We start from the raw sequence: 25,279 nt of genomic DNA on the forward strand, positions 1-25,279 counted from the left end.
CCGTCTAGATAGGCGTTTAGCAAATCCTCTATGTTCCGGTCGGCCCCACCTTCGGCATCCGTCATTGGTCTTCCTCGTGTGGCCTGTGCAGTTTTGTCCTATTTATAAACGCCCGTTGCCGTCAGATTATTCCCGGCATTGGAAGATTTTTTTGGTCCGGCTAATTGCACGCGCGGCGAGCAGTCTGGAACCACACAAATCGGGGAGCCGTCGTCATGGCGTTGTTGCGCAAATCCATGGGGATTCATCTTGTGAATCCACTATGCTAGCTGTGCAACATGAGCAGACCTCCGAAGACGACATACAAGACGACCAACTGGAAGAGCTACAATCATGCGCTGATGCAGCGCGGATCGCTGACCGTCTGGTTCAATCCCTCGATGCAATGGGAGGCGGTACCGTCCGGGCGTCGTGGTCGCCAGCAGTCCTATAGCGGCGCCGCGATCCAGGCCTGCCTGACCCTCAAGGTCCTCCTCGGGCTGACACTCCGCCAGACGACAGGGTTCGTTGAGAGCCTGCTGGAACTGTCCGGCCTTGGCTGGTCCGTGCCTGACTTCAGCACCCTGTCGCGTCGCCAAAAGGCCTTGGACGTCACCATCCCGTATCGGGGCTCCAACGGCGCGCTTCACCTGCTCGTCGACCGCACCGGCATCAAGGTGGAAGGTGAAGGAGAGTGGCACACGCGCAAGCACGGTGGCTCGCGACGCAGGGTTTGGCGCAAGATCCACCTCGGGATCGACGAGGAAACATTGGAGATCCGGGCGGTCGAGGTCACCTCCAGAAATGTCGGCGACGCGCCGATGCTGCCGGACCTGCTTGCCCAAATTCCGGCGGGGGAGGAGATCGCCACCGTCACCGCCGACGGTGCCTATGACACCCGCGCTTGCCATGATGCCATCGCGGCCCGGGGCGCGGCGGCAGTCATTCCGCCGAGGCGGACTGCGAGGCCTTGGAAGCCGGACACGGCCGGAGCTCGCGCGCGAAATGAGGTCCTGCGAGCATCGAAGCACTTGGGTCGGGCGCTGTGGCGAAACTGGAGCGGGTATCACCGCCGTAGCAGCGTGGAGACGAAAATAAACTGCGTGAAGCTGCTCGGCCAAAGGTTAATGTCACGAGACTTCGAGCGCCAGGTCGCCGAAGTTCAGATCCGTGCAGCGGTCATGAACCGCTTCACCGCACTCGGCATCCCTGTCACCTTGGCCCTAGGATAAGTGTGTCCGGGGAAAGGGGAACTCTGGCTGTTAGCTGATTTGTGCAACAGCGCCGTTCCTTTCAAATGAAGTCCTGCTTGGGACCGTTCTGGGGCGTAGGGACCCGTAGAACAGGCGGCGCATTTGGTGGTCCGGGAGTGCAAGGATCGGAAAGGTGTGGGCATCAGAACCTCGCGGACCTAGCTTACGATGTCTGCCTTGAACCGCCAGAATGTGATTGGGCTGCCTACAAAAACCGTGAAAAACCCAGATAACCCACCTTTTCGGCCGATCATGCCGGTTCACGTCCGGGCGGGGTTGGGCAAGCGCCCCCTACTGGCTCCTCGCTTTTGGTATCGGACCGGGTCTAGGATGTCCGCTGGCCGATGAGGTCGAAGGCTCCGAAAAGGTTGCAATCACGACGTCTCACACCCGGAGGGAATAATTCTGCAGGATCGAGCGTTATGCATTCGGAGGCCTTGGAAAAATCGGCCAAAAGAGAAGGAAAAAGCATGCCTAATGAGCAACACCTGCAAGAGCAACCCGAAAAAGACGCGGCAGCCAGCGCCACTGCCCAGATTACTCCGGAGTTCCTGGTCCGACTTGGAGAAATTGCATTTCTACACATGTGTTCCCAGGCGCATCGCGGGCTTTCAGTGGCTGGGATGGACCTGACCTTCCTGCCCGCCTTACAGCACGACCAGTGCCGCTTTTATCGTAAGGAGGCTGGTCCCATCGCCGTTGTTGCATGGGCCTGGGTTAGCGATGAGTTGGATGCGAGGTTGCAAAAGGAAGATGTCGTTCTGGCACGGGAAGATTGGCAAAGCGGCGACAACCTTTGGATCATGGAAATCATCGCGCCTTTCGGAAACGCCGATGCCGTGCTGAGCGATCTTGCCGAACGGGTAGTCAAAGATACCCCCTGCAAAATCCGTCGCCGCCAGTCCGACGGTTCATTGCTGATCACACCGGTTAACATCGGTGACGATGCTGAAGACACAGTGCTGGACGACATGTCAGATCCCGTCACCGCAGAGGTCTGACGACACCCACAGGAGAGAATCTCATGACGCTTCATACTGGCGTGCGTTGTCTTTGCTTGGTTGGTCGTCAGAAGGGGGTCGATCTGGGGGCCGAGCGCTTGATTCATGACTTCGCGCTGAACGACACCGAACCATCGCCTGCTCTTCTGATGCGTATGGCACGCGAAAATGGGTTGAAAGCGGGGATGACAACGCTCAAGCCACGTCGGTTGGAGCGGCTAACTGACGTCTGGCCGGTCGTCGCGGTTCTGGCCGAAGGACGATATGTTCTTCTTACAGGTCTGCGCGATACTGAAGAGGGTTCACGTCTGACGGTACTAGATCCGGCGCAAAAGCCCATTGAATTGCAGCTGGTCGATCCTGAAGTAATTTACGAGATGTGGGATGGCAAAGCGATCCTGCTGAAAGCCGCCAGCGTCGAGGCCAGGGCGGGAACCCGAAAGTTCGGCCTTGGCTACTTCGTTTCCGAAGTGAGCCGGTACAAGGGTTTGTTCACAGCAATCGCTATGATTGCTATCGTCATGCATGGATTGAACTTGGCTGTGCCGATCTTTTTCCAGATAGTGATGGACAAGGTGCTTCAGAATGGGTCGGTAGATACACTGAATGTCCTGACGGCGGGTATGGTCATCCTATTGGTCTTGTCAGCCTTGATGGGCTACTTTCGCACTCGTCTGTTGTTGCAGGCCACCAATCGTATCGATATTCGGCTGGCCACGCGGGTATTTGGTAAACTTTTGAGCCTGCCGCTGGATTTCTTTGAGCAAAGATCAGCAGGCGTCACCGCAAAACACGCGAGCCAACACACGCAAATCCGAAATTTCCTTACGGGGCGGCTGTTCAATACAATACTGGAGCTTTCTGCCCTTATTGTTTTTATACCTGTTCTAGCACTTTATAGCGGTACGATGACGCTGATTGTTCTGGGTTTTGCGATGCTGATCGGCCTAGTCATGCTGTCGGTTATGAAGCCCTATCACAACCGGCTGCAAGAACTCTACGCCGCCGAAGGTGACAGACAGTCGCTGCTAATCGAAACACTTAATGGCATACGCACTACCAAGGCGCTTGCGCTCGAACCGCCGCGTAGGCGTCAGTGGGATTCGATTTCGGCAAATGTGGTTCGTCGCGGACTCGATGTCGGCAAGATAGGTGCCCTGTCCGGTGAAATTACAAAGTTCTTGGAAAAGGCAATGAGCGTTTGCCTCATTTTCGTGGGCGTGCGGTTGGTATTGAATGGTGAATTGACGGTTGGGGCGCTCGTTGCTTTTAACATGCTGTCTCAGCGCGTGTCGGGGCCATTGGTTCAGATGGTTTCGCTCATCAAAGATTGGCAGGAGGTCCGCGTGTCGTTGTCCATGATGGGCGGCATCATGGATCGTCCTTCTGAACAGCGACGCAGCCGAGCTTTGACGCCGGATCTCAAAGGTATGATCACTGCTGAAAACGTCGGCTTCACCTATCCTAACGGCACCAGCGGCCTGTCCGGCGCTAGTTTCGAGATTCGAGCCGGTGAATTCGTTGGTGTTGTTGGACGTTCAGGGTCGGGAAAATCAACGCTGACGCGCATGTTGCAAGGGTTTCATATCCCCGATCAGGGGGTTATTCGGTTTGACCGTCTGGATATGCGTCAGATCGAATTACCCTATCTGCGCAGTTCCATGGGTGTTGTCCCGCAAGACAGTTTTCTGTTTCGCGGGACCATCGCCGAAAACCTACGTGCAACTCTACCGAACGCTAGTTTGGAAGACATCATCGAAGCCGCGGTGGTCGCTGGTGCCCATGACTTTATCGAGGCTCTGCCGGAGGGCTATGACACGATGGTTGAAGAGAACTCGAGCAACCTATCCGGGGGCCAGCGTCAGAGGATCGCAATTGCGCGGGCCATTCTGCGGGATCCCAAGATCATCATCATGGACGAAGCCACCAGCGCACTCGACCCCGAAAGCGAGGCGGTGCTGATGGAAAATCTGCCGCAAATCTGTGAGGGGCGCACGACGATCATGGTTACCCACCGTCTGGGACAATTAATGGACGCCGACAAGATCATCGTGATGGATGGCGGCAAGGTCGTCGATTGCGCGTCGCATACAGTATTGTTGTCGCGGTGTGCGCTTTATCAGGCCCTGTGGTCACGGCAATACGGTCGCATTGAAACGGAGGTGAACCATGTCGGTCGTCCCGCTATCAACCATTGAACCGCGGCGTATTGCTCGCCGTTCGGCTGAGCCCGAAGATCTGCGTTTCCGCCCGGGTGAGGTGGTGTTTGCTCAGGGCGCGCCAGCTGACAGTGTCTACATTGTCTTGGAGGGCGAGGTCGCCCTGGCTCGCAACAAGCGCGCCCGCAGCAATGTCCTGGATACACGCCATCCGGATGATGTTCTGGGTGAAGACGCCTTTTCGCCTGACGGTCTAAGGTTGGTCACAGCGCGTGCCCGCACAGCCTGCGTTCTGCGCAGGATTCCTACAAAAGACGCTAGTGGCATCATCGCAGAAGATCCTGCTTTGCACTGTGCCTTTCTTTCCGCACAAGGCCGTCTCGCTGGCGCGCTAGTTGAAGACACTGGTATGGGCAGGTTTGAATGGCGCAGGCTTTGGTCTGTTGGACAAAGCGATGACGCCACTAAGTTTCGACCCGACGCGATTGAAATCGAGACGAGCAAGACACCCTTTTGGATGTATGGGCTCCCTATGGTTATCCTGTTCACGATCATGGCAATGTTGGCCTGGGCATCGACCAACCGCATTGCGACGGTAGTAGTCGCCGATGGCACCCTGCAACCCAGCACCGCCAATTTCGCGGTACGTGCACCGGATACCTCGCTGATCGACAGCATCCATGTCAAACCCGGCGACCGAGTTCGCAAGGGTAACCTGTTGGCCGTTCTCGACGATACCGAAGCCAAAGCGAATTTGGCAACCACCGAAGCTGAACGTGCCACGGCCGCGGGGCTGGCGGCGCGTCTGGAATTGGAGTTGACGGCGATAACCAAGCGAACCGCCGAGCATGAACTAGTGACCCAAGCCGCTGCGCTTCCCGCAGATCAGGCAGAGATTTTCCGAGAACGCATGGCCGAATTCACGGCCCAGCTCGATGCCTATGAAATCCAGCGCAGGCGCATGGCGCAGGACGAAGCCCACGCGACTAACGAATTGCAAATTCTGCAAGAACAGATAAGCGCTCTTAGCTCAGTCGAGGCGGCTCGGCAAAAGCTGAATGATCGAGGTGTGATTTCCGATATCGAGTTTTTGGGCACCCGCAATCAGGTTCTTTCGCTTCAGCGGCAAGCGGTGCAACTGACCCAAAGGATGCAGTCCGTTCAGGCGCAAATGACCGAAGCGGAAGCATCTTTGCGAGCGTTTGTCGCTTCTCGACGTGGCGAACTGGCGGCCTCGCTGTCCGAGACACGGGCACAGCTAGACGCGCTGGATCAGCAGATTTTGGTCTTGCGGGCCCGGTCTGAACGCATTCAGATCACGTCGACCATAGATGGGATCGTGCTTGAACTCACCGATGGTCGGGCGGATGGCGCGGTTGTCGGGCAAGGCGAACCGATCTTAACTATCGTACCGACAGATGCGCAGATGATGGCCCGGCTTAGGGTTAACCCAAAGGATATTTCGCTGACCTCCCACGGGGCCAGGGTGGTGCTGAGGCTCGAAGCCCTGCCTTTCGTGCGACATGGCGAGATGCACGGCGAAATCGTCACTATCAGCAGTGATGTCATTCAGCCGCAAGGTAATGAACAGCCCTACTATGATGCCATTGTACGCCTGGACGATGTGACCTTGCGGGACGTGCCACAGAACTTTGCGCTTCTGCCGGGGATGCGGGTTTCGGGCAACATTGTGGCCGGAGACCGGCGGGTGATTTCCTATTTCTTTGACCCGATCATTAAGGGATTGCGGTCCGCGTTGCGGGAAACCTGAACCGGGCCCAGCCAGGCAGGCGATATCCCTCGAAGCATCACACCTTGCTTCAATGCGCTTGCGCAGGCTTTTGCGGTACATTGCCGGCCCTTTGGGCGGGAATCGGCGTTTGAGATCCGATTCGTCGATTACCTGAAGTCTGACACGAAAACGTGACCGTCCGGTCTGCGCGCACTGACGGTGGTCGTTAGTGATGGATAATGTCCATTAGCGAACAAATGGACATTATCGGAGTGGAACATGTCGAAGCGGCGCAGGCGGCGGACTTGGTCTGAAGACGAGAAGCGTATGATATGTGCGCAGACGCGGGTACCCGGTGTATCGGTTGCCCAAGTTGCGCGGCGCTACGATGTAAATGCCAATCAGGTCTTCAATTGGCTTAAAGAACCGCGATTTGCGGCGGAGGTCGATGAGGAGCAGGACTTACCCCGTTTTCTGCCGGTTGAAGTTCTGGACGCTGAACCTGCTTCAACCCCGCCGGATACCGGTGCGCAGATCGAGGTGGAACTTGCCAACGGCCACCGCCTGAAGGTTAAGGGCGGCTTTGATCCCGATGTGCTTGCCGCATTGATCCGTAAGCTTTCGACGTGATCCCGGTTCCGGCAAATACAAAGGTCTGGCTGGCCGCCGGGGTCACAGACATGCGCAAGGGGATTGGCGGTTTGTCGGCCTTGGCCGAGAAGGTCCTGGCCGAAGATCCGTTCTGCGGGCATTTGTTTGTTTTCCGCGGACGGTGCGGGGATCTGCTGAAGGTAATTTGGTGGGATGGCCAGGGGCGTGCCTGTTTTCCAAGCGGCTGGAACGGGGCCGGTTCGTCTGGCCCGCCGCCAAAGACGGTAAGATCAACCTGACGCCAGCTCAGTTGTCGATGCTGCTGGAAGGGATTGACTGGCGGTTGCCGCAGAAGACCTGGAAGCCACTGACCGCAGGGAATTATCCCGCAATTGCAGAACCACAGGATTCCCATTCCGCCGTAGCCGGGGTATATTCTGGCCCATGCTGGATGCACCCAAAGCATTGCCTTCGGATCCCGAAGATCTCCGCGAGACGGCGGAGGGGTTGCTTGATCTGGTAAAGGCGCAGGCGCTGAGAATTGCCAAGCTGGAACACCAGCTTGCGGGGCATAACCGGCACCGGTTCGGATCAAAGTCGGAAAGCCTGGATCAGCTTCAGCTCAGGCTTGAGGAAGAAGAAACAGCGGCAGCGCAGGTTGTCGGCGAAGACGTTCCTGACGGTGATGCCGAAGGGCAGAAGGCCAAACCCAAGCGCAAGCCGCTGCCGCCCGAACTGCCCCGGATTGATCAGGTTCTGACGCCTGGCGAAGCCTGCACATGCGGCGGCCAGCTGCGGACTATTGCCGAAGATGTGACGGAAGAGCTGTAATATCTGCCCGGCCGGTTCGTGGTGAACCGTATTGTCCGCCCGCGCATGACCTGCCGGGATTGCGACCGGATCGTTCAATCTGCGCTGCCATCACGCCCGATTGAGCGCGGCCGTCCTGGGCCCGGCCTTTTAGCCCATGTGTTGGTCAGCAAATATGCCGATCACTGCCCCCTGTACCGCCAATCGCAGATCTACGCCCGCGAAGGGATTGATCTGGACCGTTCCACCCTGGCGGATTGGGTTGGCCGCTCTGCCGCGCTGCTGGAACCCTTGGCTGATGCCATCGGCCGTCATGTGCGCGCTGGCCAGGCCATCTTTGTGGATGACACTCCGATCTGGATGCAGGCCAAAGGCAAATGTGCCACGGCCCGCGTATGGACCTATGTCCGTGATGAACGCCCCTGGGGGCGGAGCTGATCCGCCTGCCGCCTGGTACCGGTTCACATCCAACAGGAAGGGTGAACATCCTTCGGGGCATTTGGCCAACTACAGGGGCTGGATGCATGCGGACGGCTATACCGGCTTCAATAACCTGTACCGTTCTGGCGCTGTCAGCGAAGTTGCCTGCATGGCTCATATCCGGCGCAAGTTCGTTGACGTGTTCCAATCGCAAGGGCTGGCCGTTTCTGAAGAGGCGATCCGTCGTGTCGCGGAGCTCTATGCCGTGGAAAAGGACGCCCGCGGATTGCCACCGCAGGATCGTGTCCGGTTGCGCCAATCCCGGTCAAAGCCACTGCTCGATGATTTGGAGGCCTGGCTCGCCGCACAGCTGGCCCGCATTCCGGGAAAATCCGAACTGGCCAAGGCCATACGCTATGCCCTGACGCGGATGGCGAAACTCCGCCCTTACCTGGATCATGGCATTCTGGAACTCGACAACAATTCTGCGGAGCGGGCGATGAAGCCCATTGCCATAGGCCGCAAAAACTACCTTTTTGTCGGCTCAGAAGGCGGCGGCAAAGCTGCCGCCATCGCCTATACCCTGATCGAAACCGCCAAGATGAACGCGGTAGATCCCCAAGCGTGGCTCACTTGGGTTTTGGCGCGGATCGCGGATCATAAGATCACGCGCCTGAACGAGCTTATGCCATGGCGCTACGCTGCTATCGCAGCGTAGCAGGGACCAAAGGATCTGTGCCAGTGCGCCTTCGCCGGACGGCCACGCGAAAACTTCGCAACACAATGGAATAACGCCGCACTTTGGAACGTTCCCTTTCTGACACGGTCGCCGGCTTTCACAGCACAGCACCGCCGGAGATTTTTGAACAAAGGAACGGACCATGGGTTTTTTGGGCAACATATGGGATGACGTGAAAAGCGCGGCATCGGCGGTTTCGGATTTCATTGAATCATTTGATCCTTACCAGCACGGTGGGTCGGGCAACGACCGCATGAAGGCTTATAACCTTTATGTCTATATGAACGGTCACGGCGGCGATGATGTAATGCACTCCATCGCTGGATGGGCTGACGTCTATGGTGGGTCGGGAAATGACTACATCAGAGCGATCGGTGGTGACAACGACCTTTTCGGGGGGTCTGGCAACGACGTCATCTATGGCTACGGTGGTTCAAACTATGTAGAGGGCGGTACAGGTAGTGATTATGTTAAGGTCGTTGGGGGCACCAACAAGGTCTACGGTGGAGACGGGCATGACGACATTCATGCCTATGGCTTGACCAACTACATTGTCGGCGGTGATGGTGATGACCGGATCACTGCCTATGCGGCGGACAATGCCTTGCATGGCGGGTCCGGACACGACCGGATCAAAGCCATTGCGTTCGGCAACTACATTGATGCAGGCACCGGCAATGACACCGTTGATGCGCTAGCGGCGAGCAACACGGTCTACCTGCGCAGCGGCCATGACTATGCCCAGCTCGAAGGGGGGCGAAACAAGGCTTATGGTGAGTCGGGTAACGACACGATCAATGCCTACGGTCTGACAAATTATATCGATGGCGGATCGGGTGACGATTTTATCACGGCATGGGCGGCGGATAACGCACTTCATGGGGGGAGTGGTGACGACACCATTCGCGCGTTTGCCGCTGGCAACTACATTGATGCCGGGGATGATGATGACGAGGTCGAAGTCAAGGGCATCAGCAACAAAGTCTATCTTGGCAAGGGCAACGATGAGGTCGACGCCAAGGGTGGGCTGAACAATGTCTATGGCGGGAGCGGCCATGACACGATCACGGCCGACGGCGGTAGCAATAAGATTTACGGTGAAAGCGGGCATGACGAGATCGATGCCGATGGCGGGCTCAATTACATTCATGCAGGCAGCGGAACCAATAAAATCCGCGCGCGCGGGATCAAGAATACCGTGCGCGCCGATGGTGGCAGCGACTGGCTGAAAGCCTACGCTGCCGAGAACGACATCAATCTGGGGAACGGCAACAACCGAGCCTATCTACTGGCGGGTAAGAACAAATTTGTCTCAGGCACCGGGAACGATCACATTGAAGCGGATGGTCTTTACAACGACATCCACACCGGAAGCGGCGATGACTATATCAAGACTTTGGGGGCTTATAACAAAATCCGCGCCATGGGCGGTGACAATGATGTCTATGCCGGCGGCGCATACAACGAGATTGACACGGGAGTCGGCGCGGACAAGGTGCGCGCCGTGGCGTTCGGCAATGATATCAGCACCAGTTATGGCGATGACACTGTCGAAGCAATTGCCGGCGGCAATGTCATTGATACTAGCGCGTCCAACAATTCTTACTACAACACGCAAAGTGACCGCGACCATGTGACGGCCCTCGGAGGCGGTAACACTGTACGAACCGGATTTGATGATGACCACATCGAAGTTGCTGGCATCGGCAACGAGGTCGAAGCGGGCACGGGCAACGACACGATCAGGGCGATTGGCGGCGTAAACCTGATTGACGCGGGCAACGGGCATAACGACGTCCTCAGCATCGCGGGCTATGCCGATATCTTAGCCGGGAGCGGCAACGACACGATCACCGCGATGGCGCTGGTGAACGACGTGGATGCAGGCGACGGGCACAACCGGATCATCACCGGGGGCGCGGTTAATAATGTTGATGTGGGCACAGGCAATGACACCGTTATCGCGGCTGGGATCTACAATGATGTGGATGCCGGTACGGGGAACAACCGGGCGGTGCTGGCGGGCGCGGTGAACCGCTATTCTGGCGGCGGTCATCGGGACGAAGTTGTCACGGCTGGCCTTGTAAACTTCGTCTCTTCTTCTGGTGGTAATGACACGGTGATCGCGGCGGGAGCCTATAACGATATTGATCTGCGCGGCAACGCGGGTGACATCGTGATCGCCGGGGGTCTATACAACAACATCAATGCTCATGACGGAAACAACACGATCATCTCGGCAGGTGGCGTGAACGTCGCCACAGCCGGGTCGGGCAACGACGTGATGCTGGGTGTGGGCGGAGTCAATAAATTCGAAGCGGGCGAAGGTAACAATACGTTGGTCGGCCTGGGGCGCGTCAACTACTTGCGGGCCCGCAATGGTGACGATGTGATGGTCGGAGCCGGTCTGGTCAACATCATCTTGGCAGGCAGCGGAGACAACGCGCTCGCAGCTGTTGGCGGCGTCAATGTCATCAAGGCCGGAACCGGCGACGATGTGGCGGTGGCCGCGGGACTGGTGAACACGCTTCAACTCAACGGCGGCGACAACATCGCGGTAGCGGTCGGCGGCGTGAACGTGGTGACCACCAAGGAAGGCGACGACATCGCCGTATCTGTCGGCGGTGTGAACTATGCGGACCTGGGGGAAGGCGACAACCTGTCGGTTCAGCTGGGTGGCGTGAACTATGTCAACACTGGCGCAGGCGATGACATTGCAGTATCGGCTGGCGGCTTGAGCATTCAGCGGCTGGGCGACGGCGACAACGTGGCCGTCGCGGTCGGCGGTGTGAACACCACATTCACCGGTTCGGGCGAAGATATCATCGTCCAGGGCGGCGGTATTAACGTTGCCTTCTCCGGTGCGGGCGACGACATCGTCGTGGCTGCGGGCGCGGGCAACCTGCTCGATGCCGGCGCGGGCGATGACATTATCGTCTCGGCCGGTCTGGCAAACGTTCAGTTTGGTGGCGCGGGTGATGACGTGATGGTCGGTCTGGGACAGGCCAATGTCATGATGGGTGACGCATCGCTGGACATGGACGATATCAAGGCTGGCTTTGTCTTGAAATCCCAAGCCAGCGATGGCGAGGACATCATGGTGGGCGGCGGCCAGCTGAACGTGATGATCGGTGGCGGCAACAATGACGTCATGGTTGGCGGTGGCCAATTGAATGTGATGGTCGGCGATGCGCTGCTGGGCGGCGATTACGACGGCAACGACATCATGGTGGGCGGCGGCCAGCTGAACATCATGGCCGGCGGCGGGCGCGAAGATCTGGTCATCGGCGGTGGTCAGATGAATATCATCCTAGGCGACGGGCTGGCTTCAGCCGTGCAAGACATGATCGGAAGCCTCGACAACTTTCTCGGCACTGCCGGGTTCGAGGCTCTGTTCGGGTCACAATTGTCGGGCATGCTGGGCGAAATGCAGGCAGTGGTCGAAGAAAAGAAAAACGACATCGATGCAGCGATCGCAGGGGTCAAGGCGCAATCGGATGCTTTGCAGGTTTACGTCAACAACGCCATCGACAGCGTGACCGGCGACATTCAGGCCGAGATTGATAAGGCCCAGGCGGCTGTCAATTACCAGCTTGACGCACTGAACCCGGCACCAGAGGGGACTACAAACCCTGCTGAAGATGCGGAAGGCCTGATCGAAGACGCAAATGGCGCGGTTGACGGTGTCCAGGAAGACATCGACCGGGTGGCCGAAGACGTCAAGAACCGCGTTAACGAGACGATCGAGCGCACAGAAGAAAAGATCACCGAAGCCATGCTCGCCGCGCTGGATTCCGGTGGCCAGTTCCTGGCCGACCTGCTGGGCGGAACGCAATTTGACGGCGACGATTATCTTGTGGGCGGCGGCCAGCACAACATCATGATCGGCGGCGGCGGCGACGATGTGATGATCGGCGGCGGCCAGAACAATTTCATGCTGGGTGGTGCCGGCCATGATGCGATGATCGGCGGCGGTGAAAATAATATGATGTCCGGGGACGCCGGGAACGACTACATGCTGGGCGGTGGCCGCAACAACCGGATGTTCGGCGGTGCGGGTCTGGACTTCATGATCGGCGGCGGTCAGCAGAACTTCATGGACGCAGGCTCGGGTTCCGACGTCGTGATCGGCGGCGGCGTGGACAACACGATTAACGCCGGATCGGGCAACGATATAGTGATCGGCGGCGGTCAGAATGTCATCCTGGACGCGGGCGAAGGCGACGACGTGTTGCTGGGCGGTGGGCAGAACACCACCGTTACCGGCGGCGCGGGCGATGATCTGCTGCTGGTCGGCGGGCAGAACAACATGCTCGATGCCGGGGAGGGTGATGACATTGCCGTTGTGGGCGGTGCCGACAATGCGCTGGTAGGCGGTGCCGGTGCGGACCTGCTGATCGCGGGGGGGCAGTCGGTCGTGGTTGATGGCGGCGCGGATGACGACGTGGTGATCGCGGCAGGGCAGAATGCCTTTGCTTCCGGCGGCACGGGCGACGATCTGGTGATCGGCGCGGGCCAGAATGTCGTGCTGGACGGAGGAGCAGGTGCTGACCTGCTGTTTGCAGCAGGCGCATCCACCACCGTCCTAGGTCGTGCCGGCGACGATATCGCAATCGCGGCCGGTGCAGGTGGTGTGTTGGACGGCGGTGCGGGCAACGACGCCTTCATCGTCGCGGGAACCGAATACCAGGTCTCAGGTGGCACAGGCGACGACCTTGTCGTGGCGACCGGCACAAAAAACCAGCTTCTGGGCGGTGCAGGCAATGACTTCATGGTGGGCATCGGCAGCGATAACAGCTTCCTTGGTGGTGCGAACGACGACACGATCCTGACCATGGACGATGCCGCCATCGCTTCCGGCGGGGATGGCGCGGACACCGTGCGCGGCTTTGGCTGGGGCATCATCGGCACTGTGCTGAGCGGTGAGCTGACGGCGAAGTTCGAGCCGGTCATCGACGTGGTGCAGGACAAGATTAGCGTTGTCTTTGACAGCATTGACGACACGATCAGCATGGTGACCAGCAAGCTGACAGATGCGCTCGACACCCTGATGGCGCGCATCAGCGCCTTCGATTTCTCACGGCTTAATCCGCTCAACTATGACCCTGAAACCGGTTTGACCCCGGTGTCAGAGAAAGTGGCAAACGCGGTGGATGCCGCCGAGGACGCCGAACATGCGGCAGGCGATGCAGCGGCAGGTGCGGATAGCGCTCAGGATTCGGCCGATCAAGCTCATGCAGATGCCAACGACAGTAAGGCGTCGGCAGATAACCAGAAGACGAGTGCCGACGGTCAGATTGCCGATGCCGAAGACGAAGGCGACGCCGCGCAGGATGGCGAAACCAACGGTTCGTTCTCTGGCGATGCGGCGGATAAGCAGGCTGATCTGGAAGCGGGCAAAGCAGAACAGGCAGCTGCCGAAGCCGAGGCCCAAGCGGGTCATGGCGGCACGTCCGATGTCGAGGATGAGGCTGCCGCGTATGAAAGCGATGCTGCGCAAAAACAGCAGGAGGCTCAGACAGAACTGGACAAAAAAGCCCAGGCCGGTCCTGAAGCCAACGACTTCCTTGGCGATGTCGCAGCCAAGGCCGGTGGTTTGCTGGATCAACTTTCGTCGATCACCAGCCAGCTCGCCGCGCTCGACGTTGTGGGCAAACTGGAAGAAGGCATTGGCACTGATCTTCCGATTGATAACCCGTTCGACATTCCCACCGATCACCTGTCCACGGCGATGGATCTAATCACGCAGGCACGCAGCGCGCTGGATCAGCTTTCGAATATCGAGACCATCCTTGGTGACTTGGGGCTCGACGCAATCCGCGACACGCTTCAGGATCTGGCCGGGGATGCCGTCGATCCACTTTACGGGGCCATCATGTCCGAACTTGGCGATGTCTTTGGCGAAATCCACGACACGCTGACCGGCGACGCAGGCAACGATACGCTGGAAGGTGGGTTCGGCAACGACACCCTGATCGGCGGCGCGGGCGACGACCATTACATCTATCAGGTCGGCGACGGCGATGATGTGATCCGCGAAAACGGCTCTGGCAACGACATGATCGAGATCACCACCCAAAACCTGTTTGGTCTGGATCTGGGCAAGGTGGACCTGGACGACCTGACCTTTGAAAAGACCGACGGCAATTTGATCATTCGCCTTGCTTCCGGCCTTGGCGGTTCCATTACCATTGAGGACATGGAAGGTGCCGGAAAGGTCGAAACCCTCCGCCTCCGCGATGGCGATGACTTCACCGATTACACGCTCGACGAGCTTTATGCGCAGGCAACCGACCTCGATTTCGAAGCCTGGCAGGACCAGTATGTCGCCTTCCTTGAGGTGATTGCAGAACAGGACGCGGGCGACGTTGCGCTCATGTCTTCGGAACAGCATGTCACGTTCCTAAGCCAGGTCGAGGCGCTGGTGAACGGCACTCAGGAGGTCTATTTTGCGCAGCTCGATCTGGTGGACGAGCATGGGCCGCTACTGGCTTCGGCCGATACCGGGGGTGACGGGCAAACCGCATCCGACGCAACCGATCCGGACTTTCACGACAATGCCCCGTCGTCTTCGACCACGGCCGAACGGGACACCTTCGCGTCGCTCAAGGAGGAATTGCTCGCCGTTCTTGCGGACGAATCCATTCTTGCGCAGGCGCAAAGCAAGGATGGCAGTGACATCGTTGCAGTGGACAAGAAGAAGATGGACGCGCTTCTGAAGGAGCTGCATGCTATCACCGGGCAGCCGGTCGATGAAATCGGCGAAATCCTGTTCAACGGCCCCATCGGCGCGGATGCAATCAAGAAGGCCCTTTCGGAAGGCGCAAGCGATCTGAGCGGAGAGGTCAGCGCGGAATTCGGTGAGGACAGCGGCTTGGCCGTGGACCTGATGTCACAGGCGTTGGTTTCCGCGCTGGGTGGCATGATTTCCAAGCATCACGAAGCGGTTGTCGATGCCGCGACGAAACCCGGTTCGGACGCTGTGAAACTGTTTGAAGAGGCGGCTCTTGCAGAGGCACAGGCGCTCTTTGATTTGTCGCACGATGAGTTCGTTGCACTGTTGAAAACATCCGGAGCGATCATCAACGGTGATCTGTCTTCGGTGGAAGGTGTTGCAAAAACCGGTGCGGCACTTTCCGAAGGTTTTGCCGCCTTCGATCCCGGCGGCGCGTTCGGCAAGCTGCAGTTGCAGGATTGGTTCAAGCGCGGTGAAATTGTCAACAAAGCGTTCACCGACATTGCGGCGCTTGACGACAAATATAGCGATCTGGGAATCGCCGGTATGTCGTCCCTGCAAAGCATAGAAACTTACAACCAGTTGGCCGACCTAGCCAATGGTCTGAAATCAGTTGGCGCAGGTGGCAAGGGCGCGAAGAAAGCGCCGATCCCGGAACATATCCTGTCCAACAGTGACACGGTAGCCAAGATCGCCGATCTGAAAGACGGTATCGATGTTGTGGTGCTTTACGGGGACCACGCCGCTGACGCGGGTAACGCGTTCCTGGGGTATCTGACGAACCCCAGTGACCTCGTGGCCAAGGATTTCGATCCTTCTGATCTGCCCGAACTGGCCGGTTCGGTCGCCGCAGCCGTCAAGGGCGGCAAGGGCAACGCGGCCCTCATTGCGCTTGAGGTCGTGGATCAGTACGTCGATGCTGCAAAGTATTCGGTGATGACGCGCGCCGAAGCGGAGGCAAAGGGCTTGATGAAATTCGCGGTATCCGAACAGGAAGTCGCGCGGGTCATGAGCTTCCACACGCCGCTGTCCTTGTCGCCTGCGCATATGCTCAAGGCGCTTGGTGAAATGTTCGAAGGAACGCTGTCGCTGGAGAGTCTGCCACCCGAACTGGCGTCGAAGATATTTGCGATGGATGCCAATGCCAACGCGTTGTCCGAAGCCTTGGCGCAGGCGGACGAAAGCCTGATCATGCTGGAACGGTCGGTCGAGAACGGCCCGATCAACGGCGGCATCGAGGCTCTTCAGGGCTTGCCGGCCGATGCCATTATCGGCGGCGATCTGGGCGGCAACATCGTCATTGACGGCGTATCCAAGGTCGCCACCCGGCAATTCTTCTTTGTGAAGGCCAAGTACTTGCGCGAAGTCGAAGAGATCATCGAAAACAACTATCTGGGATGGGATATCATCGATCACGATGACGTCGGTGAGCTGGCTCAGAACGAATTCAAGGACATCATCGGCGACCAGGCTTCGGAATTCGCGGAAAAATTCACGGATAACGCTGTCGGTGTGAACGCTGAGATCGAGATTATCTCAGAAAACAACACTTTCTTCTTCATACTCGACGGCGGGCCTGCCGGTCCGCTGGCCGAGGAAGCCTTGGATCAGTTGTTTGACAATCATACCGGCGATCCGAACCAGATCTATTTTACCGAAGCTGGGGATTTCATTTCGGGGGGACGTCAGTACCGCATGGTGCGGGCGCATGTCCTTGACCCCGCCCTGGCCGGTCTTGACCTCGACGGCAGTCAGACAATTGCTGATATTCAGCTTTCGATAACACAAGCGCTGACGCAATCCCCGGACGACACCACCGATCAGGTTGCCCCACAACTCGCCGATTCTGTCACACAGGCCATCGGAAAGTTGCACGAACTGCTGTCTACGCATCTGGCTCATATCGCCCCCGGCGCCCTGCATGAGGCTGAAGGTCAAGGGCTTGTCGGTGTCGCGTCCAAGGATGTGATCAGCGACATCCTGAACGGTCTGCTTGCCTCTGGTCAGATTGATCAGCAGATGGCGGATGAGATCGGGCTCAAGCTGCTGGATCACCAATCAGACGCCTTTGCCAACGCCAATCAGGCGCTGTTGGAGGCCCACGGCACAGGCACAAAAGTGATGGTGATGACCGCCGATGCCCACGAGAAACTGGGCCTGACCGACGCGGACACGATCACGCCGCTGCTGGACCCGGAAACCGGTGAACTGGTGTACGTGGTGAAGGCTGCCAGCATTCATGAACTGGGGCTTTCTGCCGAAGGTATCTTGCCGGACGAAAAGGCCGCAGATGTGCTGGAGGATGCCACGGGGCAGGCGCTTAACGGTCTTGCCGGTGATCTGCTGGCGACGCTGGCCGAAGACCTCGATACGCTCAAGCGGATCGTGCTGAACCCCGGCGACAGACCCCTGGCTTTCGTCGAAGTTGAAAACGACAACTTCACGGACGCGGCACTGGGCGATTTTGTCGAAATCGACCTTGGCGGCTTCCGCTTTGACGGGCGCAGCTTCCGAGTGATGCAACTGAAAGCCGACAGCGAACTGGATGCCGATCTATTGTCACCGCTGTTCCTGGATGCCCTGGCGGCGAGCGGCGGCAGCCTGGTGGACGGCCAGGATATGCAAGACCTTCTGGTCGGGTTGGCACAGACCGCCTACCTGAACGAGGCGCAGGCCCGTCTGATCGCGGCCAAACTGCTGCCCGAGCAGAACCCGTTCATGACCACTCTGGCGCAGGATCTGAACGACGCAGACGGCGTAGGCAGCCTGGTTGCCATTAAGGCCGCGCATCTGGGCGATCTGTCGCAACTGCCGGATGGGATTGTGCACGCCATCATCGGTAACCGCGAAGGCATCGCGGAAACCGAAACGATGAAGCGGACCTATCGAGCCGACGTGCCGAAGGGCTTCTTTGACGCCTTTGATACGGATCATCCGAATGCGTTGTTCAACCAGCGGTTCGACTACGAATTCGAAGGTACGACCTACCAGGTCTGGATCGACGGAGGTGGCGTGCCGCGTGCTCAGCATGTATTCGAATGGACCAAACTTGTCGATTTGGATCTCAAAGCCAACGGCTTTGTCCTGATGGACCGCGATACGGCCCTCTCCCTTGGACTGCGGGACAAGATCGAATCCGGTCATCTGCTGGATACCCTGCTGAAGGAAAGCCTGTCTTACAGCGCCTATGACGCGGTCGCGGAGAAGGTTTCCTATGCCGCTGACAACATTGCGCAACTGGCATCGCTCGCCGATTTCGGGGCCGATGGTGTGACGATGCACCTGATCGAACTCGATGGAACGGCAGGTATCCTATCGGACTTTGCCGATGGCGGGTTTACCGACAACAACATCGCCGATCAGGACCTGCTGACCACCGGCAAGACGCTGGGCGAGTTTATCCTGGGCGATAAACGCTACGGCGTCTGGATCGACTTTGACGATGGTGCGCCGCTGCATCCGGCCCTGACCAGCCTCAAGGTCAGCCCCGGTGAACTGAGCGGGCTGCTGGCCGAAGTCCTCGTGCAGGCAGGCGACACTTCGCCCTTGTCCGATGCAGGGCTTGAACATCTGTTCGGGGTCAGCGAATGGGCCGGTGCGGATGACTATGTCGACGACATGACCGCCATGCTGGCGCTGGACGATATCGTCGTGGTGCAGGCCGATGTTCTGGGTCTTGAAGGATCGATGGGCGCGAACGCCAGCGCCCTTCAGACGGGCGACGAGGCCAACATCCACTTTGCCAGCTACGTGACCCTCGAAGGCGCGCGCGTCTACGTGATCAACAAGGCATCGCTGGATGCCGGCAAGGTCGAGTTCTTTGAAGGCACGCAGGCTTACCCCGCCGCGCGTTTCCTTCAGGACATGAAGGCGCTGCTGGCGGGCGGTGTGGACCTTGATACCCTTGCGTCGAAGGTGCAAGGGCCAGATCAGGCCGCGCTTGATGCTTATGATGCAATCAATGCAGCGGGTGAGGACGGTGTGATGATCGTCGCCTCCGCCATGGCCAAGACATTGGATGCTGGCGATGTTCTGACCACCTTCAGCCTGGACGGTCAGACCTATGCAGTCGTTGACAGTGTCGCCGGAGCGGTCAATCAGACCGTATCCAACGCGGTTCTTGATCAGGCCGAAGTGGACGCCCTGCTGTCCCAGCTGAACCTACCTGCGCGTTTGAATGATGAAATCGTGACGGCAGAGGAAAAGGCCCCGCTATCCGATCCTTCGGAAATGCTGTCCTTCTTCAAGGCCATGCTGGACATGGACGTGGCAGAGGGCGCTGCGTTCAACCTCTCGATGATCTCCGACAAGGTCCTGTTCGAAGCAAACGCGGGCAGCGACGTGGAGTTCCGTTTCCTCGACACGACTAAACCGTTCTTCAAATACAGTGATCTGCTGGAGTTCGACGGATCACAGGACGCCGGGTTCTTTGATGATCCGACCTTCCTCAAGCTAGGGTTTGAGGGCATGGCGGAGATGAACGACTACATCACCCGGCAAGGTCACTTTGCGGTGGATGGCAACGGCACCCAGTTGCACAAACTGTCCATCGGAAACGCAGAATTCGTGGCGATGAGCTTGTTTGCCGACGAAATGGGCGCCGGTGCGACGCTGTTGGACAAGCTTCAGGACGGCGAAGTGCTGTCGGCCAAACTGATCGAGATCGCGGTCAAAGACCTGCACGCAGCCGGATCGCTGACCGAGGAGGAAATGTTCACCCTCTTCGCGCGCCTCAACTTCAAGCAAAGCGCAAGCGCGCAGTCCGCGATTGAAGCGGTGCTGCAAGACGGCAGCGATATCATCCTGATCGACTATGACACACATGCGCAATTCGACCTGGGCAATCTGGCTGGGGCGGTCATGCATGGCGTGCTTCAGAACGCCGAAGGTGCGCCTGTGATCGCCATGTCCGCATCCAGCCTGATGAAGGCCGGTGCAACCGATGTGCTGGTTTCGGTCGCTGACAGTCACGCCACACGCGAAACACTTGAATTCCTGGCGGACAGCTACCTCAGAAACATGATCGGTGCGAACCCGGTGCAATCGAACAAGCTTCTGGGTGACATCACCGCACCGGATGTGGGCAAGTTCGCGGAAATGTTCGTGGGTCTTGCCAGCATCCTTTCCGGCGGTCCGCTGGATCATGCCTTTGTTGCGGTCAAGGCCGGCGCGGAAGGCGCGCTTGCCTCGCTTGTCGATGGGGGGCTTGCAGAGAAGGTGGGTGTTGATTCTTTCGGAACCACGGCTTTCTATTCCGTGTCCTCGGGTTCGATCGACAGCATTCCTTCCTCAGCGTTTGCTTCTGGAGATGTTCTGGGCGCGCTGCTTGGCGACCTTGTGATGGGCGGCTTTTTGACAGAGCTTCAGGCGCAAAAAATCGGCGCGCGTTTCCAAGTGTCTCAAAACCCCTTTGGGGCCGATATCGCCAACGCGCTGGCCAATGCGGCAGACGGGTCCGTTGTGATCCTGCACGGTGTGACAGACGACATCCCCGATGAGGCGCTGCTTGGCGTTATCAGCGGGGATATGGAGACAATTGGCATTCTCCCGGACGCGGTGTTCCAGATCGTTTCGCGCGACTACGTCGAGGCCAACTGGAATGATCTGCGCGACTACATCGTGTCGCATCCCACTGCCGTTCAGGTCCTGGAGGACGCTGGATATCCAGCCAATCAAAACGTGCTGCACGACGTATCCAGCGATGCGGCAGCGATCTTTGCCGATATGTCGCACATGGATGTCTTGGGGACCTTCGGTACCTCCCCCATGCCCTATGCCATCGTGAAAACAGAGGCGATGGAAGGCACGCAGGCGGCGCTCAGCAACCTGTCACGCGTGGATGTCGTGGTGGGCGGTCAGGCGATCACCATATTGCAAGGCAACCTGGTCGGCGGGATTGATGGTTTTGGCGACATAATCGCACAGAACTTCGCGGCGTCGGATTTCCTGAACGAACAGCAAATCCGGACGATGCTGAACGGCCTCAATGACAGCCGGATCGACGTCAACATGATCGTGGCACAGGCCTATCAGCCGGGCGGAGTCTACGATCTGGACCAAAACATTGACCGGATGGTTACCGCTGACAGCCCGCTGATCGCGATTGATCTGGCGGCGTTGCTGGAAAGCCCGTTAGCCGAAAGCGAAAGCGTTATCAGTGATCTGACGAACGTCAGCACCTCAAGCTGGTCGCGCGGGATTGTATCGCCGCAAAGCCTGCTGGTGGATCGTGACGCGTTCATCGCGATGTTGGCAGAGGCGAACCAGTCGCTGGGTGCGGATCAACAGATCGGGCTCTATGATCTGCTGGCAAGTACCGAGTTCCTGCAAGTACCGCCGCAGGTCCACGACATGGTGGCTGACGCCCAGAACGGCGATCTCGTCGAGCTTTTGGAAGGAACGTCGGCGCGTTTCATCGGGGTCTTGCTGGAAGATCTGCAAATCCCACTGGCCAGCTTGGTTCAGGCCGGCATGGTGCTTGGTGCGATGGACAGGGCCGACGGAGGCCGCATGGTCATCTTGCGCAACGAAGCGGTGCGGCGCGGCATGGTCGAGAATCCTGCGGGATGGACGGCTGACGGGTACGGCCTCCTGCAAGAGCTCGTCGCTGTGGGTGCCGATCCTGCGCTCATCCAGCGAGTGGAAGCGGACCTTGTCCATGCCAAGCAGTTGTTCAACAACCGCGGGGCAAAGGTGATCGACTTCTTCGGCGATCTAGACGCGTTCATTGGTGAGGCCGGCGAAAGCGACAGCATCGTTTTGATCCGCAAATCCAAGCTCGACGCCTACGGCATCGAGCCCGGTACCGGGGATCAGGTCAGCGACCAATTTCTTGTCGATCCGGATGACAGCAGCGTGAAGTTCGTGGCCCTGAAAAAGAGCTATGCCGCATCGCTGGGTCTGATCCCGCTAGTGGCGGGTGCCGAAGAGGCGCAGGAGGTCTTCAACGATCACGGCTTTAACCTGCCGCCGGAGGTGGAGGTCATCCTTCCGCAACCTGTTGGCGACTTGCTCAATCAGTTGACCGCCGAATTGGCCGCCAACCCGGAAAACGACCAGTTGATCTTTGCCAAGATCGGCGCGGTGCTTGACGGCGAGGTGACCCCGGGGAGCGGTGTCACGATCTTCGGTCCTGCTGATGCGGTGGGCTGGCTTGCGCCGGCGGGCAGTGTTCCGGCGGATGCCATGGCCGATGTTCGGGAAGTGGCAAAGCTGGTCGCGCAACTGGACGGAACACTGGCCGAACTTCAGGAACTTGCGCAACTGGTTCCCACCAGCCAGAACTTCCTGACCGAAGGGTACGGCGCTTTTGCCGCGCGGTATGCCCACGAAACCGATCAGGAGGTGTATTTCCTCGAAGGCTTCGTGTTCCCTGGCACCGAAGGGATGAGTGACGCAGCCGTGCTGGGCTACCTGCCGGCAACCGACACCTCCGGATCGGTGACCATTGTGCTATCGAAGTTCTTCGAAGACGGCTGGAACCCACAGATGGGCTACAGCGGCGTGGTTTCGGCAGAACAGCTGGTGGAACGTTACGGCAGCCTGCTGCCCGACGGCCTGCTGGATCGGATCAGCACAGAGCATGATGATCTGATCGAAGATAACCAGCCAGCGTTTTCTGGACTGTCGAGCGACATCGACGATGCCGCAGCACTTCTGGACGCCGAAACCAACCAGGCGCTGGACGCCAGCGGCGCGAGTGGTTTGGCATCCGACGATGCAACAGCAGTCCTGATCGACGACGGTGTGCCCTCAGATCCAGCCGAAGATCAGTTCGCGGCATAACGTCGCCATTAGGTTGTCACCTGCGGTATTAACACGGGATGAGCCCCGTTTCTCAGGGCTCATCCCAATGCAAGTTCGGGGCGCACGTCATCTCCGCTCCCAATACGCTTGGTAGCTCGCATGAAAGGATGCAATCTAAACGCGATTTATTTTGGTATTCCGGGAATAGAGCTGCAAGCTCGAGCGTATTAACTATAGCAAGGCCATGTATTGGCACCACTATCAGCCATTATGGCCGGACTTTGCAAAGGTCAAAGCATGTCAGACAATACAGAAAGACTGTCCGCCTTTATAGACGGTGAGCTCCCCGCAAAGGAGTGTGAGGAACTCAAGGCGGAACTCGTCGTCGATTCAGTCCTCCGCGCAGAGCTTCAAGAGCTTCAACGCGCGAATGATGCGGCCAGCCGAGCATTCGACGAAATGCTGAAAGTTTCGGTTCCGCCTTCGCTAGTTGCTGCTATTCAGTCCTATCAACCACAAACGGCCTCAAACCAGAACTACGCGCCAAGAGCAGCGTGGTATTTAGGTATTGCCGCGTCGGTGCTGATCGCACTCTTCTTAGGTTACGGAGTGGGCGTATCAACTTCCCCGACCCTCATGGCATCCAATGGTGGTTGGTTGGAGGATATCGCTGACTACCACGCCGTTTACGAGGGTCAAAAGCGCCACCTGGTTGAGGTGTCCGCCACTGAATCCGATCACATCGAAACTTGGCTGGGCAAGACGGTCGGCGTTGAGTTCACGACGCCAGACTTGAGTGATTTTGGTTTGACTTATCAGGGTGCGCGTTTGCTTGTAGCGACTGGTAAACCTGTTGCACAATTGATCTATACTGATGTTGATGGCGTAGTCGTCGCTTTGTGCATGATCGCCGCGAAAGAAGCCGATCAACTGGATTTCGCGAGTCAAATGATAAACGGCTACCAGATGACGAGTTGGAACAGAGGCAATGCAGGCTATGTCGTCGTCACCTCCGCCAGCAAAGAAGGTGTCCAAGAGATCGCAAAAAACGTTCAACAACAAGTCTGATCGCTTCCAGAGCGCGGCGGGCTAACGCGTTCAAGCGGAGCGCTAGTCGGAGAATACATAGTGTTTTTGAACGCCGTAAGGAATTTTCCGCTAGTTTAATGCGAGGATCTGTCAAGCGACACGCAAATCGCCTGAAAGGTACCACGATGAACCTCTTTACTTCTGCTGCAACTGTCCTTTGTGTTTGTACTGAGCTCCCCCCTGAATTTCGGACACTGACGTAAGCTTCGAATTGCTGTCTGTTGATCTTCGACACAGAGGAGATCAGAGATGTCGAAACGGAAGAACCATTCGCCTGAGTTCAAGGCCAAGGTCGCGCTTGAGGCTTTGAAGGGCGAGCGGACTGTTGCAGAGCTGGCAAGCCAATTTGGCGTTCATCCGACGATGATCCACAGCTGGAAGCTTGCGCTCCTGGAGGGCGCGTCCGGCGTGTTCGAGCGTGGCGGCAATAAAACCCCGGAGATTGACGAAGAACAGGTCAAAGAATTGCACGCCAAGATCGGGGAGCTGGCCGTGGCCAATGATTTTTTGTCACGAAAGCTCAAGCCGTGGACCGGCAAGTGAGGCGGAAAATGATCGAGCCTGCCAATGCCAATCTGCCCATTGGCAAGCAGTGCAAGCTGCTGTCGATCCCGCGGTCGTCGTTCTATTATCAACCCAAAGGCGAGACGGCTCTGAACCTGATGCTGATGCGTCGGATCGACGAACAGTTCCTGGAAACGCCGTTCTTCGGTGTGCGGCAGATGACCTGGCATCTGCGCAATGAGGGTCATTTGGTGAACGAAAAGCGGATCAGGCGGCTGATGAGGGTGATGGGGCTCATGCCGATCTACCAGAAGCCCAACACCAGCAAGGCAGCGAAGGGACACAAGACCTACCCCTATCTGCTGCGTGGTCTGCGGGTGGGGCGCCCGAACCTGAACCGCCCCGGTTTTTCCGGAGACTGTTGAGTTCGTATTTCAAGCTGCGATTTTGTCTGACTTCAAGGCTTCCTCGTATTTCTCCTCAGCTTCGATTGGCGTGATGTATCCGAGCGGCGCAAGCA

At 58.1% G+C, this 25,279-nt stretch carries 9 protein-coding genes and 2 pseudogenes; all 11 read left to right on the forward strand.

Features of this window, described 5'->3' with window-relative positions; genetic code table 11:
* The first annotated feature begins 278 nt into the window (after positions 1–278).
* The 11 genes and pseudogenes from MHM97_RS22220 (at position 279) to MHM97_RS22280 (ending at position 25,184) form a co-directional block, all read left to right on the forward strand.
* The gene (locus MHM97_RS22220) at positions 279–1,211 is read left to right on the forward strand and encodes an IS5 family transposase (RefSeq protein WP_239325750.1); all 933 of its coding nucleotides are present in this window, start codon (positions 279–281) and stop codon (positions 1,209–1,211) included.
* A 443-nt stretch (positions 1,212–1,654) separates the two neighbouring features.
* A complete protein-coding gene (locus MHM97_RS22225) occupies positions 1,655–2,233 on the forward strand; it encodes a toxin-activating lysine-acyltransferase (protein WP_239325752.1) in 579 nt (192 codons plus the stop codon).
* A 23-nt stretch (positions 2,234–2,256) separates the two neighbouring features.
* On the forward strand, positions 2,257–4,431 hold the full coding sequence (locus MHM97_RS22230) for a peptidase domain-containing ABC transporter (protein WP_239325754.1): 2,175 nt from the start codon (positions 2,257–2,259) through the stop codon (positions 4,429–4,431).
* Positions 4,403–6,163 carry an HlyD family type I secretion periplasmic adaptor subunit gene (locus tag MHM97_RS22235; RefSeq protein ID WP_239325756.1) on the forward strand — a complete coding sequence of 587 codons (1,761 nt, stop codon included), beginning with the start codon at positions 4,403–4,405 and terminating at the stop codon, positions 6,161–6,163. The genes MHM97_RS22230 and MHM97_RS22235 overlap by 29 nt, the downstream gene beginning before the upstream one ends.
* Positions 6,164–6,403: 240 nt before the next feature.
* Positions 6,404–6,754 (forward strand): IS66-like element accessory protein TnpA, encoded by a 351-nt coding sequence (tnpA, locus tag MHM97_RS22240; RefSeq protein WP_239325758.1) that lies wholly within the window; start codon positions 6,404–6,406, stop codon positions 6,752–6,754.
* A pseudogene (gene tnpB / locus MHM97_RS22245) lies at positions 6,751–7,094 on the forward strand (IS66 family insertion sequence element accessory protein TnpB); the annotation flags it as partial. The gene tnpA and the pseudogene tnpB, both read left to right, overlap by 4 nt.
* A 65-nt stretch (positions 7,095–7,159) precedes the next feature.
* Positions 7,160–8,663: pseudogene (gene tnpC / locus MHM97_RS22950) on the forward strand (IS66 family transposase).
* Between the two features lie 163 nt (positions 8,664–8,826).
* On the forward strand, positions 8,827–23,205 hold the full coding sequence (locus MHM97_RS22265; RefSeq protein WP_239325762.1) for a hypothetical protein: 14,379 nt from the start codon (positions 8,827–8,829) through the stop codon (positions 23,203–23,205).
* Between the two features lie 258 nt (positions 23,206–23,463).
* Entirely contained in the window at positions 23,464–24,234 is a 771-nt protein-coding gene (locus MHM97_RS22270; protein ID WP_239325764.1) for an anti-sigma factor family protein, read from the forward strand.
* Positions 24,235–24,504: 270 nt separating this feature from the next.
* Positions 24,505–24,798 (forward strand): transposase, encoded by a 294-nt coding sequence (locus tag MHM97_RS22275; RefSeq protein WP_239325766.1) that lies wholly within the window; start codon positions 24,505–24,507, stop codon positions 24,796–24,798.
* 8 nt (positions 24,799–24,806) lie between these two features.
* Positions 24,807–25,184, forward strand: coding sequence for an IS3 family transposase (locus tag MHM97_RS22280; RefSeq protein ID WP_239325769.1), 378 nt, complete (start codon positions 24,807–24,809; stop codon positions 25,182–25,184).
* The last annotated feature ends 95 nt before the right edge of the window (positions 25,185–25,279 follow it).

Source organism: Epibacterium sp. Ofav1-8 (assembly GCF_022348185.1).
GTDB lineage: Bacteria > Pseudomonadota > Alphaproteobacteria > Rhodobacterales > Rhodobacteraceae > Epibacterium.

Excerpts from the sequence above, each read along its gene's own strand:
- MHM97_RS22220 (WP_239325750.1), top strand. The coding sequence starts at position 279 with ATGAGCAGACCTCCGAAGACGACATACAAGACGACCAACTGGAAGAGC.
- MHM97_RS22225 (WP_239325752.1), top strand. The coding sequence starts at position 1,655 with ATGCATTCGGAGGCCTTGGAAAAATCGGCCAAAAGAGAAGGAAAAAGC.
- MHM97_RS22230 (WP_239325754.1), top strand. The coding sequence starts at position 2,257 with ATGACGCTTCATACTGGCGTGCGTTGTCTTTGCTTGGTTGGTCGTCAG.
- MHM97_RS22235 (WP_239325756.1), top strand. The coding sequence starts at position 4,403 with ATGTCGGTCGTCCCGCTATCAACCATTGAACCGCGGCGTATTGCTCGC.
- tnpA (WP_239325758.1), top strand. The coding sequence starts at position 6,404 with ATGTCGAAGCGGCGCAGGCGGCGGACTTGGTCTGAAGACGAGAAGCGT.
- MHM97_RS22265 (WP_239325762.1), top strand. The coding sequence starts at position 8,827 with ATGGGTTTTTTGGGCAACATATGGGATGACGTGAAAAGCGCGGCATCG.
- MHM97_RS22270 (WP_239325764.1), top strand. The coding sequence starts at position 23,464 with ATGTCAGACAATACAGAAAGACTGTCCGCCTTTATAGACGGTGAGCTC.
- MHM97_RS22275 (WP_239325766.1), top strand. The coding sequence starts at position 24,505 with ATGTCGAAACGGAAGAACCATTCGCCTGAGTTCAAGGCCAAGGTCGCG.
- MHM97_RS22280 (WP_239325769.1), top strand. The coding sequence starts at position 24,807 with ATGATCGAGCCTGCCAATGCCAATCTGCCCATTGGCAAGCAGTGCAAG.